The organism is Xanthomonas sp. WHRI 7065 (assembly GCF_040203115.2).
In the GTDB taxonomy this organism is placed as follows: Bacteria; Pseudomonadota; Gammaproteobacteria; order Xanthomonadales; family Xanthomonadaceae; genus Xanthomonas; species Xanthomonas arboricola.
The window spans coordinates 931,756-947,675 of the sequence record NZ_CP168194.1 but is presented as its reverse complement, the minus strand read 5'-3'; the positions used below and the strand labels follow the sequence as shown (position 1 = coordinate 947,675).

General features: G+C 66.8%; 9 protein-coding genes. All 9 read right to left on the bottom strand.

The genetic code is table 11. The annotated features are described in order from the left end of the window. Positions 1-98: 98 nt before the first annotated feature. The gene (locus tag ABQY64_RS04005; RefSeq protein ID WP_349780748.1) at positions 99-2,762 is read right to left on the bottom strand and encodes a TonB-dependent receptor; all 2,664 of its coding nucleotides are present in this window, start codon (positions 2,760-2,762) and stop codon (positions 99-101) included. Positions 2,763-3,551: 789 nt separating this feature from the next. Further along, positions 3,552-4,706, bottom strand: coding sequence for an N-acetylglucosamine-6-phosphate deacetylase (nagA, locus tag ABQY64_RS04000; RefSeq protein WP_065049580.1), 1,155 nt, complete (start codon positions 4,704-4,706; stop codon positions 3,552-3,554). Positions 4,707-4,708: 2 nt separating this feature from the next. Next, complete coding sequence (locus ABQY64_RS03995) at positions 4,709-5,737, bottom strand: SIS domain-containing protein (RefSeq protein WP_228608594.1); 1,029 nt, start codon at positions 5,735-5,737, stop codon at positions 4,709-4,711. A 5-nt stretch (positions 5,738-5,742) separates the two neighbouring features. Continuing rightward, a complete protein-coding gene (locus ABQY64_RS03990; RefSeq protein ID WP_024940298.1) occupies positions 5,743-6,810 on the bottom strand; it encodes a LacI family DNA-binding transcriptional regulator in 1,068 nt (355 codons plus the stop codon). 40 nt (positions 6,811-6,850) lie between these two features. Further along, positions 6,851-8,128 (bottom strand): sugar MFS transporter, encoded by a 1,278-nt coding sequence (locus tag ABQY64_RS03985; RefSeq protein WP_039523493.1) that lies wholly within the window; start codon positions 8,126-8,128, stop codon positions 6,851-6,853. A gap of 46 nt (positions 8,129-8,174) precedes the next feature. Then, complete coding sequence (locus tag ABQY64_RS03980) at positions 8,175-8,897, bottom strand: GntR family transcriptional regulator (RefSeq protein ID WP_016900882.1); 723 nt, start codon at positions 8,895-8,897, stop codon at positions 8,175-8,177. Between the two features lie 244 nt (positions 8,898-9,141). Then, positions 9,142-10,308: an acyltransferase family protein gene (locus tag ABQY64_RS03975; RefSeq protein WP_115510439.1), complete on the bottom strand. Its 1,167-nt coding sequence runs from the start codon at positions 10,306-10,308 to the stop codon at positions 9,142-9,144. Positions 10,309-10,429: 121 nt separating this feature from the next. Further along, a complete protein-coding gene (locus ABQY64_RS03970; RefSeq protein ID WP_349780747.1) occupies positions 10,430-12,865 on the bottom strand; it encodes an alpha-N-acetylglucosaminidase in 2,436 nt (811 codons plus the stop codon). Beyond that, positions 12,862-15,756, bottom strand: coding sequence for a beta-galactosidase GalA (gene galA, locus ABQY64_RS03965; RefSeq protein WP_349780746.1), 2,895 nt, complete (start codon positions 15,754-15,756; stop codon positions 12,862-12,864). The genes ABQY64_RS03970 and galA overlap by 4 nt, the downstream gene beginning before the upstream one ends. Positions 15,757-15,920 lie beyond the last annotated feature (164 nt).

Sequence of the window (15,920 nt, the reverse complement as noted above, 5' to 3'; positions counted from 1 at the left end):
AGATCCGGACTAGCGAAAGATCCCCGGGTCGAAATTGCAACCGCGAGTCGCCGTCATTGCAATAAGGCGGCTGCCCGAGAGCAGCCGCCCGGCCGACGTCACAGCTTGAAATTCAGGCTCAGCATGAAGGAGCGGCCGTTCTTGTAGATGTAGTACGGCTGGTTCTTGTTGCCGATATAGCTGAAGTAGGTTTCATCCAGCAGATTGGTGGCTTCCAGCGCCACGCGCAGGCGCTCGGTGGCCTGGTAGCCGAACGAGGCATCGACCTGGGTGAATGCATCGGTCATCTGCTGGCCGTTGAGGCGGCCGATCTGGGTGAAGTATTCCGAGCGCCAGCCCAGATTCACCCGCGCGCTCCATTTGCCCTGCTCGTAGTACGGGCTGATGTTGTAGGCGTTGCGCGAGTTGTACGGCAGGCTGTAATCGCCGTCGGTCTTGGAATCGGAATAGGTGTAGTTGGCCACCACGCCGAACCCGTTGCCGAAGTTGTGCTGCAGGTTGAGCGCAACGCCGCGCACCTTGGCATCGCCAGCGTTGGTCGGCACGGAGGTCTGATAGGTGCTCGAGCCGCCGGTGGCGTTGTTGAAGAACACCCGGTCTTCCACGGTGGTCAGGATGTAGTTGGAGATATCGCGCGAGAAGAACTCGCCGCTGAGCAGGCTGCTGTCGGAGAAGTACCACTCCAGCGATGCGCCCAGGTTGGTGGACTCGTACGGACTCAATCCAGGATTGCCCGTGGACGCAGTGAGCGTGGTGTCGTCGGTGGCCACGTACGGGGTCATGTTGGTGTAGCGCGGCCGTGCGATCACCTTGGAGGCAGCAAAGCGCAGCATCAGATCGTCGCGCAGGTCGTAGGCGATGTTGAAGGACGGCAACCACTTGCCGTAGCTGTTGAGGAAGTTGACCGGCGTATAGCCGCCACCGGGCGCATAGCTGAAACCATCGGTGGAATCGCGGGTGTGCACGTAACGCACGCCAACGTTGCCGCGATAGCGCTCGCCGGAAAAATTGCCCTGCAGGAACCAGGCGCGGTTCTGTTCTTCGATGCTGTAGTTGCCGGCGTAGCTGATCGGCAAGCCGTCATCGCCTTCCAGGCCACCGATGTACTGGCTGATGGAGCCGCTGTTGATGGTCGACCAGCGCTGCATGTCGGCGCTGGTCGACAAGCCGTCCAGATAGCCCGATGGCGTGGTGCCCGGCGAGAACGCGGCCAGCGTGCTGCCGTCGTTCGGGGTCCAGGTGCGGCTGTAGGAGGACTGCCCGGTGGCGTGATTGGTGAGCTTGATGCCGGTCAGGATCTGGGTGAACGGCCCCCACTCCACCGCATGGTCGAAGTCCAGCTGCAGGTAGCGTTCCTTGTCGTATTGCGGGCTGTGGCTGGCCGAGGCATTGTTGAGCTGCATCGCCGCCGCGTTGGTGGGGTCGGTGCTGTAGTCCATCGCGGTGCGGCGCCCGTCGATGTTGTAGCTGTAACCGGCGAGGTTGCGGAACTGGATGCCGTAGATGCGCTCGGCGCCGCCCTGCGAACTGGTGTAGCCCACCTGGCTGGACGCATTCCAGCCATCGCCATGCCAGTCGGCGCGTAGATGGATGCTGCCGGTGCTGACCTCGCTGTTGCGCAGGTAGCCGTCCAGGTAGGTGTTGGACTGGTCGCCGAACGTACCCGAGGTCGCCACGCCATTCTCGAAGCCCAGCGCCTGCGCATCGCCGGGGGTGGAACCCCAGTAGCCATAGCGGCTCTGGTTGTAGTTGTCGAAACTCTCCTTGACGTACAAACCGGTCAGGTTGAGCTCGAAATCGGCATCCGGCTTCCACTGCAGCGCCGCGCTGACGCCATCGCGCTTGCGCGTCTGCTGGAACAACGCGGTGTTGATCGAGGTCGGAAACACGCCGGTGTTGTTGCCGACCACAGACGCCGGGAACCCTGCGCCTTGCACATTGTCGTAGCCGAAGATCTCCACGCCATCGCGGCGCAACACGCGCTGCGAATGCATCACCGAGGTAAGCACACCGAGCGTTTCATCCTGGTTCTTCCAGCTGTACAGCGCCGAGGCATTCGGCTTGCCCTCCTCGGAACGATCGTTATAGCCGTAGCTCACCGTGCCGGTCAGCGTGTTGCGCTCAAGATCCAACGGCTTGCGCGTGTGCACGATCACGGTGCCGCCGATCGAGCCCTCGTCGATGCGTGCCTCCGGTGTCTTGTAGACCTCCATCAGGCCGACCACTTCCGGCGCCAGCGTGCTGTAGTTGAACGAGCGGCTATCCGGGTCGTTGGGATCGCCGCCCCAACTGGTGGAGGCGATGGTCTGGCCGTTGAGCAGCACGCGATTGAGTGCCGGATCGGTGCCGAGGATGCTGACCTTCTCGCCTTCGCCGAACTGGCGATCCACGGTGATGCCGGACAGGCGCGACAGCGACTCGGCGACGTTGGTGTCGGGGAATTTGCCGATGTCTTCGGCGCTGATCGCATCGACGATCGCATCGGCATTGCGCTTGACGTTGAGTGCCTTGCCGAGGCTGGCCTGATAGCCGACGACCTTGACCTCGTCCAGCGTGGACACCGAGGGATTGGTTTGCGCGGGCGCCTGTTCCTGCGGGGCTGCAGCCTGCTCCTGCGCACCTGCAGGCAACGCGGCAAGACCTGCCAGGGCAGCGCCACCGATCAACAGGCCGCGGACTGCAGTACTCAATGGGGTGCGACGCAGCGGATGCGCATGACAGAACAGGTGACGGGACAACTCGAACACACGGGAAGACGGCATTGCGTAGACCTCTTGACGGATGTCAGGTGGCAACCATGTGGTTGCACGACAACGCGCGATGCGCGTGACATGCCCGCACTCCGTCCCCTGTGCCGGATGCGAGCAGCGTCCCGCATCGCCGTAGCGGCATGCGGGTCAGCGCCGGTCCGACCAGCGGCCGGACGACAACGCTTTCAAGATTTCAGAAGTGGCTCCTGCTCGCTGACAACGTTATCAGCGAAGGTGCCTTTCGCGGCCGGGGCTGTCAACTCGCTGCCACAAAAGCCCAGTTTCATGCCTGAAACCGCACCGACGACGCAGATATTGGAATGACAGCGTGATCGCGTTCGCACTCATGTGCATCGACGATGCAGACCACTGCGCGTAGCGACCTGATGCCACAAGGCTGCGCAGCCGGATGTTGCGATGCAGAGTGTGTTGCAGGCTTCGTTGTGGTGGATGGTGTATGCGGCGCCTTGCCGAACCACTGCGATTGCAGTGCTGACGTGCGGCAAGCGCATGCGGCTGCAGTCATCGTCGAGCGTCTACTGCAACGGAAAGCGCGTCGGTTGCACTACGTGTTGCGTGACGTCGGAAGCGCCCGGGTTCTGCTTGGCTGCTCCAGCGTTCGACACTGATGCCTTTCCGGAGCTTGGCGAAAGCACGCCCTGCACTCGCGCACGCACGCACGCACGCACGCACGATCATGCTGCAGCGTACCGACGATGGCGGTTCACCGCAGACACGACCGCAAACAAGGCTTCAAGCGCATCGCGCCGCACGAACGGGTTCGTGCGGCGGCGCGCGGCCTTACTCGCGCTGCCCGGCCACCCAGGTGGCAAGTACCTGTACATCGGCATCCACCAGCACCAGATCGGCCTGGTAGCCGGGTGCAATGCGGCCCAGGCGCTGGCCCAGGCCGATGCATTGCGCCGGATAAGTGGACGCCATGCGCGCGGCTTCGGCCAGATCCACGCCCAGCCACTGCACGCTGTTGCGCACGGCCGTGGCCATGTCCAGCGCCGAGCCGGCCAGTGCGCCGTCGGCATTGCGTACCACGCCGTCCACCGCGGTGATGGTTTCGCCGTACAGGTCGAAACTGGGGCTGTCGGCACCGACCATCGGCATGGCGTCGGTGACCAGCAACAGCTTGCCGCGCGGTTTGGCGGCCAGCGCCACGCGCAGGCTGGCCGGGTGCACGTGAACGCCATCGACGATGATGCCGCACCACACATCAGGGTCTTCCAATGCGGCGCCGACCGCGCTGGGCTCGCGCCCGGCCAGTTGCGACATCGCGTTGTACAGATGGGTGAAACCGCTGACGCCGGCGGCAATGCCGTCGCGCGCCTGCTCGTAGCTGGCTGCGGTGTGGCCGGCAAACACGATCGCGCCGCCGGCGACGAAGGCGCGGATGTCGTCCAGCGGCACGCGCTCGGGTGCGAGCGTGATCAGGGTGACGCCGTTGTCCAACGAGGTATCGACGGCAATCTCGTGCGCGTCGGGCAGGCGGAACTTGTGCGCGTCGTGCGTGCCCTTGCGGGCCGGGCTCAGGTACGGGCCTTCCAGATGGATACCGAGCACGCCGGGCACGCCTTGCGCGATGGCCTGGCGCGTAGCGTCGATCGCCTCGGCCATCACCTCGGCGGTGTCGCTGATCAGCGTCGGCAGCATGCCGGTGGTGCCGTAGCGGCGATGCGCCGCCGCGATCGTGGCCAGCGCCTGCGGATCGCGCGCATTGTTGAACAACACGCCACCGCCGCCGTTGACCTGGATGTCGATGAAGCCGGGCAGCAAGGTGGCGCCACCCAGATCCACGCGCGTATGCGCCTGCGCAACGCGCGTATCGTCAGCCGCCACCACCGCCTGGATCTGCGTGCCGGCCAGCAGCACCACCAGCCCATCCTGCAAGCCATCGTCGGTGAGCACGCGTGCATTGCACAACGCTTGAATCGGGGAAGCATCCATGTTCAAACGGTTTCCGTGACCTTGTTCAAGTGCGGCGGCAGATCGGGATTGTTGCCACGTTGCAGGGCCAGCGCGTTGATCGCGCGGTAGAAGCTCTGCACGGTCAGCAGCGGCGCGCTGGCCGGGTGCGCCGCATCCACGAGCGGCAGGTCGCCGTCGGGGGCGGCCAGCCACACCTGCGCGCCACGCGCGCGGAATTCGGCGGCGAGCGCACGCGTGCCGGCGCCGGTTTCGTCGGGCTGGGCGAACACCAGCACCGGGAAGCCCGGCCCCACCAGCGCCATCGGGCCGTGTTTGACCTCGGCCGAGCTGTACGCCTCGGCATGCAGGCCGCAGGTTTCCTTGAACTTCAGCGCCGCTTCCTGCGCCGCGCCCAGGCCCAGGCCGCGACCGAGCACGAACAGGTTGTGTGCCGGCACCAGGCCGGCAGTGAGCGCGGACCAGTCGGCCTGCCAAGCGGCGCGCAACTGCTGCGGCAGTGCTTCCACCGCCGCGAGCAGGGCCGGGTCGTTCTTCCACACTGCGCCCAGGTGCAGCAGCGCAGCCAGCGAGGCGAGATAACTCTTGGTAGCGGCAACGCTTTTTTCCGGGCCTGCGCCCAGCGGGATCACCACCTCGGCCAGCTGCGCCAGCGGCGAATCCTCGACGTTGACCAGCGCGACCACGCGCGCGCCGGCCGCCTTGGCGGCCTCGGCATTGCGCAGCAGGTCCGGGCTCTTGCCCGATTGCGAAATCACGATGTACAGCGCGCCGCGCAACTGCAGCGGCGATGCGTAGACCGAGCCCACCGACGGCGATGCAGAGGCGGTCACGATGCCCAGTTGTGTTTCGAACAGATACTTGGCGTAGGTCGCAGCGTGATCGGAACTGCCGCGTGCGCAGGTCACCACGAACGGCGGCGGCGTGTCGCGCAGCGACTGCGCGAGGGCGGCGATGGTGTCGGCATTACGGGCGAACTGTGCGGCGACCACATCGGCGGTCTGCGCCGCCTCGCGGAACATCAAGGTCTCAGTTTCGGTGGGAAGGCTCATCGTGCTCAGGCGGATTCGGGAGGAAGGGATTTGGCGGACGGCGTCTGCGCCGGTGCAGTGGAACCGCGCACCACCAGCTGCGGCACGAAGCCGCGGTTCTGCAATTGCGCGGGCTGGTCGTCGTAGGCATCGCTGCGCAGCTGGCTGATCAACAGGCGTGCGGCATGCCGCGCGATGTCGTCGGTGGCCTGCTTGGCGGTGGTCAGCGCCGGCCAGGACTGACGCGAGAACGGGCTGTCCTCGAAGCCGGCGATCGACAATTGATACGGCACGTTCATGCCGGTGGACTTGGCTGCGGCCAGCACGCCCGCGGCGATTTCATCGTTGCTGCCGAAGATGGCGGTGGGCGGCTCGCGCAACGACAGCAGCCGGCGCGCGCCACGGAAGCCGTCGTCGAAGGTGTAATCGCCGGGAATCACCAGGTGCTTGTCCAGGGTGATGCCGTAGTCCTTCAACGCCGCCTCGTAACCGGCGTAACGCTCGCCGCTGGAGCGGTGCTGCGGGCCACCCCACAGGAACCCGATGCGCTGATGGCCCAGCTGGACCAGATGCTCGGTGATCTCGTAGGCGGCAGCGCGGTCGTCGATATAGACGCAGGGGCCGTCGCCCGGATCGTCGGTGGCGGCGATGATGCGCACGCTCTTGATGCCGCGCGCAGCCAGGCCGGCCATCAGCTCGGGGCGCTCGGACATCGGTGCGGTCAGCACCACGCCGGCCAGCCGTGAGCGCTGCACCCATTCGGCCAGTTCTTCGGCCAGCAATGGCGAGGTGGAATCGCAGGGATGGATCTGCAGGCCGAAGCCGGTTTCGCGGCAGGCGGCCAGCACGCCGTTCTGGATGCCGATGATGTGATACGGGTTGGGATTGTCGTAGACCAGGCCGATCACGAACGGCGTGCCGCTGCGCAGGTTGCGCGCGGACGGATCCGGTTCGTAGTCGAGATCGGCGATGGCGCGCAGCACGCGCGCGCGCGTGGCCTGCATCACCGACGGTTCGTTGTTGATCACGCGCGACACGGTCTTCAACGAGACCTTGGCGCGCTCGGCGACATCTTTGATGGTGGGCCTGCGCATGGGTGTGCCTTGTTCGTCGGAACGCATCATGCTGCCTGGTTCACTTGGCCTGGGCCGGCAGGCCCACACGGTAACCGCGCAGCGAATAGAACAGGATGTAGAGATAGCACGGCACCATCAGCGCAGCGAACACGACCTGGAAGTCGTAGTGCTGTTTGAGAATGGCGAACAGCTGCGGAATGATCGCGCCGCCGGCAATGCCCATGACCAGCAAGGCCGACCCGATTTCGGTGAAGCGGCCGAGCCCGCGAATGGCCAGCGGAAAGATCGCCGGCCACATCATCGCGTTGGCAAAACCGAGCGCGGCCACGAAGCCCACCGACACATAGCCGTGGGTCAGCAGCGCGCCCAGCGAGAACAGCACGCCCAGCAGCGCCGACACGCTCAGGTAGCGCGCCTGCGAGATCACACCTGGAATCAACGCCAGGCCGACGATGTAGCCAACCAGCATCGCGCCCAGCGTGTAGGAGGTGAAGATCTTGGTGCTGTCCAGCGGCAGATTGAAGCCGTGGCCGTAGGTGCCGATCGCATCGCCGGCCATCACTTCCACGCCCACGTAGACGAACAGGCACAACACGCCCAGCCACAGGTGCGGGAACTGGAAGATGCTGGACTTCTGCACGCCAACCGCGCTGCCGGGCGTGGCATTGGCCTCGGAGGCCCGCAGCTCCGGCAGCGGCGAGAACAGCACACCGATCGCCAGCAACAGCAGCACGCCGGACATCACCAGATATGGTGCGTGGATCTTGGCGGCGAAGGCCGTGAGCAACTGCTGCTTGGTCGCCGCATCGGCGCTGGCCACCTGCGCGGACAGATCGCCGATGCCGTGCAACACCAGCGAGCCGATCAGGATCGGCGCCAGGATGCCGGCGATCTTGTTGCAGATGCCCATCAGCGCGATCCGCCGCGCCGCGCTCTCGATCGGCCCGAGGATGCTGATGTACGGGTTGATTGCGGTCTGCAGCAGCGCCAGGCCGCTGCCGATCACGAACAGGCCGCCCAAGGCACCCGGATACCAGCGCTGGGTGGCGAACTGACCGAAGCCGGCCGCGCCCACCGCCATCACCACCAGGCTCAGCGCCAGCCCCTTCTTCATGCCGGTGCGCTTGAGGATCCACGACGCCGGCAGCGCCAGGAAGAAGTACGACAGGTAGAACACCATCAGCACCAGGAAGGCATTGACCTCGTTGAGGTCGAACGCCAGCCGCACGAAGGTGATCAGCGGCCCGTTGATCCAGGTGAAGAAGCCGATGATGAAGAACAGCACGCCGACGATGGCGATCGAGACAACGGGATTTGCGGGCCTGGCGGTAGTCATGGATCGGCTGGCTCTTGAGTTGTCGGTTGGGGGGCGCCGCGCTGGATCAGCGACGCAGTTCGGCGACGAAATCGTAGAAATCGTTGTGGCAATAGGTGTCGGTCAATTCGATCGCGCTGCCGTCGCGCGCATAGCCCACGCGCACCACATGCAGGATCGCCTCGCCGGTCTTCATGCGCAGGTGTTCGGCCAGCCGCGCGGGCAGATTGATCGCGCGGAAGTACTGCAGCGCGCGCACCACCGGGGTGCCCTGCGCGTCCAGGTAGCTGTAGAGCGAATCGCCGATCTGCTGCGGGTCGGCGACGATGCGCTGCGGCAACACCGCATGCTCGTAGGCCATGACCCGGTCGTCGGCGCTGCGCAGGCGGGTCAGCGAGGCCACCGCCGCATCCGGCGACAGGCCCAGCCGCAGGATCTCTTCGCCATGCGCCGGACGCAGCCGCCGCTCCAGCCAGCGCGTGCCGGGCTCGTAGCCCTTGATGCGCAGCGTCTCGCTGAAACTGGTCAGGCCGCTGAGCTGGTGCTGGATCTGCGTGGTGACAAAGGTGCCGGCGCCCTGCCGGCGCGAGACCAGACCCTGTTCGACCAGCACGTCCACGGCCTGGCGCAGGGTCACCCGCGAGATCTGTAGCCGCTCGCACAGCTGGCGCTCGGCCGGCAGCGCCTCGCCAGCCTTCCACTGCGCGCCGCGGATCTGCTCGTCCAGCTTGCTCGCCAGTTGCAGATACAGCGGCGTCGGCGCGGAGGCGTCCAGCGTCAGCGCGTCCATCCGGGGGTCGGTGTCCGTTCTGGCTTCGGTTTTCGGTTTGGCCATTGCCTGTCCTCCGGACCGACTTGGATTCGTTAGGTCCAATATAGTACCAATTTGCTCAGCGCGCATTAGCGGCTGTGGATTATTGGGAGCGGTGATAGGCCCTGGCTGACGCAGGCTTTCGCCGCGTCAGTCGTGGGCGGGATGCATGCCGATCAGCAGGCCGGTGCCGGGCTGCGTCACCCGTTGCCGGGTCGGGCAATCACAGCCGCAGATACCAACGCCGCCGATCCATCCACCAGCCCACGCACCAACACAGCAGCGTGTAGCTCAGCGCGCACAGCAGCGAGCCGAGCGGGCCCGGCGCAATGGTCTGGAACACGCGGATGCCGGCCCAGGCGTACAGGTCCAGCCCGGAGCTGCCGGCCGGGAGCAACCGCAGCACCACCACGAACAATTCGGAGAACAGGTAGATCGCCAGCGGGTTGCGCCCCAGCACGGTAAAGAAGCCGCTGCCGCTGCTCCAGCCGCGCAACTCCAGCAGGTAGACCAGTGCGCCCAGCGCCAGCAGATCCAGGCCTACCGTGCAGGCGACGAACGACCCGCTCCAGAGCTTCTTCGACAGCGGCCAGGCCGGGTGCCAGAGCAGTGCCAGCAGCACCAGCCCCGCGCCCGCCAGCAACAGGCTGCGCGTGGCGGCACCGGTCTTGCCGTGCCGCTGCAGGAAGCGCCCGCTCAGATAGCCGGCCAGCACGTTGACCGTGGCCGACAGCGTGCCAAGCAGGCCCTCGGGGTCGAAGCCGCCATCCTTGCGATACAGGTGCGCGCGCCCGTACAGCCACAGGTCCAGCCGGGTGCCGGCGTTGCCGGTCTTGCTCAGCTCCGCACCGGGCTGGCCAAAGACGTACAGCAATGCCCAGTAGCCCAGCAGCAGCGCGACGCAAACCGGCGCGATAGCGCGTGGCGGCAGATAGCGCACCAGCAACGCTGCGAGCAGATAGCACAGGCCGATCCGCTGCAGCACGCCGGTCAGGCGGAGTTGATCGACTGCAGTGAACGCCCATCCACCATCGGGCTGCGGGTGGAAGAACGGAAACCAGTACATCAGCACGCCGCACATCACGATCAGCGCGGCGCGCTTGCCCACGCGGGCGAGGAACTGCCGGTGCGGCGTGCCGCTGGCCAGCGCAAAACTCATCGCGCTGCCGACAGCGAACAGGAACGAGGGAAACACCAGATCGGCAAGCGTGAAGCCGAACCAGGCCGCGTGGGTCAGCTGCGCATATGGCTGCGCGCCGGGCCCGGCGGTGTTGACCAGGATCATCAGGAAGATGGTCAGGCCGCGGAACACGTCCAGCGACAGGAAGCGTTCGCGCCTGGGTGCTGCGGTTGCAGTGCCAGCCGCAGCAGGGAGTGTTTGTGCGCTCATTGCAGTTCCTTGCCCAGCGACTGCAGGTGGAGGCGGCGCGCAGACCTGCTGCCCGTGGCGAATGTCGCTGCTTCGGTACGGAAGCGCTCATGTAGGGCCGCGATGTGGAATATGGATCTGCTCATTGGGCAGTGCCTTGCCTGGTGCTGCGAATGGCACCGTGCGCCATCCCGTGCACGTCGCCTTGGGCAATGCCTTGCATCGCATCGCGCGTGCTGCCTTGCGCATTGCGTTGCATGGCGCGTTGCAAGCCCTCTTGCGCGTCCACCTGCGCCAGCAAGCTGCGTAGCAGTGTCAGTAGGTCGCGGGGTGGCTGTCGCTTCGGCGGCACGTCCTGCGCGGCCCATTGGCGCTCCCACGCGGCAAGCTGCGTGTTGACTGCCGCTGCGTCGAACGGTGTGCCCGCCTTGCGTGCGGCGCGGTATGCGCCGAGAAAGCGCGTCCAGCGCTGCAGATAGAAATCCGCGTACATGCCCTGCCATGCCTTGGACGCGTAATCGGCCAGATTGCCGTCGCCGCCCCAGATGCTGACCTGCGCACGCGCATTGCCGACATAGGCACGCCGCAGTGCGGCATCGTTGCCGGCGGCCGCGGCGGCCTGGCCGGTCCAGTCGGCCAGGGTTTCGTGCTGGCCGCCGACCAACGCATCCAGCCCCTGCACCAGTTGCGTGGTGCGTGCCAGCAACGCATCGCCGCGCGCGAGGTCGCCGGCGTCGTAGGCCTGCACCACCGCCTGCAATTGACGGTCGGCATGCAGGCTCAGGTAGTGCCGCGCGTCTTCGATCAGGTCGTAGCGGTACAGCGGTGCGTCGGCATAGCGGTCGGCCTGCTGCAGCAACGCGTCGATGGCGCGGCGCAGGCGTTGCGGGTCGCCGGGGCGGTCATCGAAGCCAATGATGTCGGCGGTCGGCCGCTTGAACAGCAGATACGCGCCGGCGCGCTTGTTCCACCAGCGCGGCGACCAGTAGCGGGTCTGGTAGATACCCGCTTCCAGATCCGACCAGGCCTGCAGCAATGCCGCATCGCTGCGGCCGTAGCGCGCGCGGGTGTATTGGCTGAGCCATTGCGACCAGGATTGTTGCGGGCCCTCCCAGGCCAGCGCGTAGAGATAGTCGTAAACCACCGAGTTGCTGTGCAGCCCTTCCGGAAACACGCCAAAGCCGCGCAGATTGCGTTTGTCCGGATCGGCCAGCAAGGCCTGCAGATCGTGTCGATAAAACGCGAAGTCGCCGTACAACGGGTTGCTGGCGCCGTAGTTGTGCACGTAGCCATAGATCCACTGCTTGTTGTCGAAGGCCTGCGAGGACTTCCAGGTGCCGGGATAGCGGTCGTTGCCGATGTCCAGCACCATCAAGCGCGCGTCGGGCACCTTACCGAGAAACGCAGCGATCGCCTGCGGTTGCCAGAACTCGCGGTCGGCACCGAACAGCCAGCCCTGCATCACCCAGGTGGCCTGCGGATTGACCTGCGCGATGGAGCGATACAAGGCCTGCCCGTACTCGGCCAGGCGTGCATCGCGTTGCGCCGCCGGTACGGCCTTGGCACGTGCGGCATCGGAGTTGGCGATGCTGTCGCCGTACTTGGCGGCGGCCACGTCGCTGCCGTCGTCGGCCACCGGCGGCAGCATCTCGTTGAAGGCGTCGGCCAGATAGAACTCGCCTGCACCGTAGGCCTGCGTGTACAGCTCCAGAAACCGGCGCGCGACCTGGGCGAACAACGGATCGCGTGGATCCAGCCAGTAGGTTTCGTGGAAGCCTTCCCAGGCGCGCATGCGGTAGATGCGCGCGTTGGGATGCGCCTGCGCGAATGCCTTGGGCACGTAGCCGGCAAACGCCGGCAGCACCGGTTGCATGCCCAGCTCGCGCATGCGGGTGAGGATCTGCGTCTGCAGCACGCGCTTGCTGTCGATCCATTGCTGCGGCAACGGTGCACGATAACCTTCGATATTGCCCATGCGCTGCCACGGGGTGAAGGCGGGGCCGGAGAAATACTCTGCCAGCGCGTCATCGCCCACGCCGAACTCACGCCACAGCGCCTGCCAGATCGCCTCCTGCCCTTCCATCGCCAGCGGCATGTCGATGCCGTGCAGCGCCATCCAGTCGATCTCGCGCTGCCAGCGCGGCCAGTCCCAGAACGGCGTGGTGTAGCCGTAGGTGCAGGTGTTGAGATAGGCGCGATGGGCAAACGGCGTGCGCACCTGGCCGCTGCTGTAGGCCGGCCATTGCGCCGGTAGCGCCACGCGGTCGCCTTCCCAGCTCATCGAGGCCGCACCGGCCTGGCCCAGATAGGCGTAGGCGCCACGCGCCAAGGCCACCTGCGAGGAGCCGGCAATGCGCACCGTGTCGCCGCCAGCATCGATGCGATACCAGTCCGCGCCGTCGCCGCGCGGTGCCACGCGCATCTCGAACTGGGCGGCGCGTGCGCCGATCAGGCGTTGCAGCACCGCCTGTGCGGGCGGTGCGGCCAGCACGGTGAGGGGAATGGCGAGCAAGGCGCCTAGCACTGCGCCGGCGAACAGTCGCGCGGGCGCGGACGGGAGAAACGATGAGGTAATCATGGCGAGTTCCGATACTGCACGGTGACGACGTCGTGGAATCCAAACGGTTGATCCGCAGCGACCTGCAGGATCACCGCCAGCGTGCGCGCGCCGGCTGCGGGTGCAAGCGCCAACTTGATCGGCGTACCGGCCGCCGCCTGCGTCACTGCACGGCCATCCAGAAACACCTGCGCCGGCCCGCTGAGGCGGCCCAGGTCGAGCATGCCGCCGTGGGCCTGCACGCCTTGCCACGGCGTGAACCGGGTGCGGTACAACACGTAGCCGGCGCGTTCGGGCGCGGTTTCCAGGGTGCCGGGCAACGTGTTGCTCCAGCTGTTGTTGTCGTTGGGGCGGCGCGAGAGATCCGGTACCGGCGGCTGCGCGAAGGCGGCGGTGTGGCGCCAGCTCTCGACCACCATCACCGGCGCCACGATCGGCACCGTGGCTGGCAGCGGCACCGCCACGCACGCAATCTCGATCACCGCATCGCGCACGCCTGCGCTGCGCGCCTGCAGCCGCAACACGCCTGCGCCACGCCCGGCCTGCACGATCGCCTGCGCCAGCCCGTTGAACAGGGCCACTTGCATGCCCTGATCGGCGGCGTGCGCATTCGGGTCGCCATTGCCGACCCCCAGCAGGCGGCCGCCGCTGATCTGCAGCGTCAGCATTGCATTGCAATCGGGCACGTGGCGACCTTGCGCATCCACCGCTTCCAATGTCACCGGCTGCGCATCGCGGCCATCGCCGCGTAGCTGGGGGCGGTCGGGTGTAAGCCGCAGCGCGACAGGCGCGCCGGTGGTTTCCACCCGCGTACGCGCCACCTCGCGGCCGTCGCGCCAGGCCACCGCTTCGAGCACGCCCGGCGCATAGCCCACCTGCCACTGATTCATCTGCGCGCGATCCACCCCCTGTTTGCCCAGCGAGCGGCCATTGAGCCACAGCTCTACCTGCGCGGCATTGCAGAACGCCATCACCTTGATCGGCCGGCCTTCGCGACCCGGCCAGTTCCAGTGCGGCAACAGGTGCAGCACCGGCGCGTCGTCGATCCACAATGCACGGCGCAACCAGTACGCCCCCTTGGCAAATCCGCATTGATCCATGATGCCGAAGAACGCGCCCACTGACGGCCATTCGAACGGCGTGGGTTCACCGCGATAATCGAAGCCGGTCCACACGAAACTGCCGGCGACGAACGGGCGTTCGGCAATCAGCTGCCAGGCACGGCGGTGGGTATTGCCCCAGTCCGCGGCCAGGCTGTCGTCTTCGGCTACCACGTGCGCGTCCAGGTCGGTGAACCACGCGCCGCGGGTCTGGAACGCGCTGGTGTCCTCGCTGGACAGCATCGGCGTGCGCGGCCGCGCCGCATGCACGCGGTCGTAGTTGAACTGGCGGTAGTTGAAGCCAAGCACGTCCACCACATCGGCCGCGCCACGGGTGGCGAACATGCCGTCGTTCATGCCGGCGGTGATCGGGCGGCTGTCGTCGAGCGCGCGCACGGCGCTGGCGGCGCGCGCCATGATCGCGTAACCGGTGGCGGTGCCCTGCAGCGGCTCCTCGTTGAGCAGCGACCACAGGAACACGCTGGGATGGTTGCGCTGGCGCCGCACCATGTTCTGCAGCAGCGCCACATACTCGGGTGCGGGATTGAACAGCCTGTTCTCGGCCATCACCAGCATGCCGAGCCGGTCGCAGGCCTGCAGCAGTTCCGGCGCCACCGCGTGATGCAGGCGGATGGCATTGCAGCCCATCGATTTCAGGCGCTGCAGGCGAAACGCGTGCAAGGCATCGGGCAGCGCCACACCGACGCCGGCATGGTCCTGATGCAGGCATACGCCCTTGATCTTGAGCGGGCGGCCATTGAGGAAGAAGCCGTGGTCGGCATCGAAGCGCAGGCTGCGAAAGCCGATCTCGCACTCGACACGGTCGCTGCGGCCGTCTGCGCCACGCACGCTGGCCTGCACGCGATACAGCACCGGCGTGTCCACGCTCCAGCGCTGCGGCTGCTGCACCGACATGCTGATGGCCGCCTGCGCGGTACCGAATGCAGCCACGCGCAGTTGCGTCTCGCCACTCGCCACGACAGCACCGTTTGGGTCGCGCAGCGCCACATCCACCCACGCCTCGGCAGGCTGTTCGCCGCTGTTGACCAGGTCCAGTTGCACCGGCAGCTGCCAGAGATCGCCCGGGCCTTCGCGCGGCACCGCCGCCAGGCCATCGCCGGCAATATGCAAGGGCGCACGCAGCACCAGCCAGGTGTGCCGGTAGATGCCGCCGCCTTCGTACCACCAGCCGTCCATCGCCTCGGCATCGACGCGGATGGCGATGCTGTTCGCGGCATTGCCGTAGCGCGCGACCGGCGTGAGATCGATGACCAGCCCGTTGTAGCCGCTCCAGCTGCGCGCCATCAGCATGCCGTTGACCCACACGGTGGCATGGCTGGCGATGCCGTCCAGACGCAACTCTACCGCCTGGCCGCGCAAGGATTCGTCCAGCCGCAGCGTGCGCCGGTACCAGGCAATCCCGCGCGGGCGATAGCCCTGCGCGATGTTGGCGTCGGCGCGCACCGCCTGCTCCACCACAAAATCGTGCGGCAGTTGCAGCTGTCGCCAGCCGGTGTCGTCGAAGTCCGGTGCCGCCGCACCCCAGGCGCGGCCGGCCTTGGCGTTGTCGTAGGTCTCGTCCTGCGCCAGCAGGCGCGGCGGCGGCAGATCGCCGGCATGGAAGCGCCAGCCCTCGTCCAGGTCCAGCCACTGGCCGGCGTCATCGGTGCCCGCTGGAGGTGGCGCGGGACGCGGCTTGCCGCCATGGTCCACGCGCGGTGCTAAAGCGCCCGCCGCGCCCGGCAGCAGCGCCGGCACGCCAAGCAGCGATGAGGCGCAGACGCTGCCGGCAAGGAACTCACGCCTGCGCATGACGGCGCCCGCCAGCCTGCACCGCAGACGTGCTCCGTGATGCACGCGGCGCAGCCACGCGCGCGGCCACTGCATGGCGCGCGTCCATCACACCTGCGGCATTGCCGGCGCTGCTGGCTGCCACCCGCAGCGGTGCATGCCGGCGCAGTGCTCGCTGGCCCGGC

Coding starts and splice junctions, on each gene's coding strand:
- ABQY64_RS03970 (WP_349780747.1), bottom strand. CDS start 12,865: ATGATTACCTCATCGTTTCTCCCGTCCGCGCCCGCGCGACTGTTCGCC.
- ABQY64_RS03980 (WP_016900882.1), bottom strand. CDS start 8,897: ATGGACGCGCTGACGCTGGACGCCTCCGCGCCGACGCCGCTGTATCTG.
- ABQY64_RS03975 (WP_115510439.1), bottom strand. CDS start 10,308: ATGAGCGCACAAACACTCCCTGCTGCGGCTGGCACTGCAACCGCAGCA.
- ABQY64_RS03990 (WP_024940298.1), bottom strand. CDS start 6,810: ATGCGCAGGCCCACCATCAAAGATGTCGCCGAGCGCGCCAAGGTCTCG.
- ABQY64_RS03985 (WP_039523493.1), bottom strand. CDS start 8,128: ATGACTACCGCCAGGCCCGCAAATCCCGTTGTCTCGATCGCCATCGTC.
- ABQY64_RS04005 (WP_349780748.1), bottom strand. CDS start 2,762: ATGCCGTCTTCCCGTGTGTTCGAGTTGTCCCGTCACCTGTTCTGTCAT.
- nagA (WP_065049580.1), bottom strand. CDS start 4,706: ATGGATGCTTCCCCGATTCAAGCGTTGTGCAATGCACGCGTGCTCACC.
- ABQY64_RS03995 (WP_228608594.1), bottom strand. CDS start 5,737: ATGAGCCTTCCCACCGAAACTGAGACCTTGATGTTCCGCGAGGCGGCG.
- galA (WP_349780746.1), bottom strand. CDS start 15,756: ATGCGCAGGCGTGAGTTCCTTGCCGGCAGCGTCTGCGCCTCATCGCTG.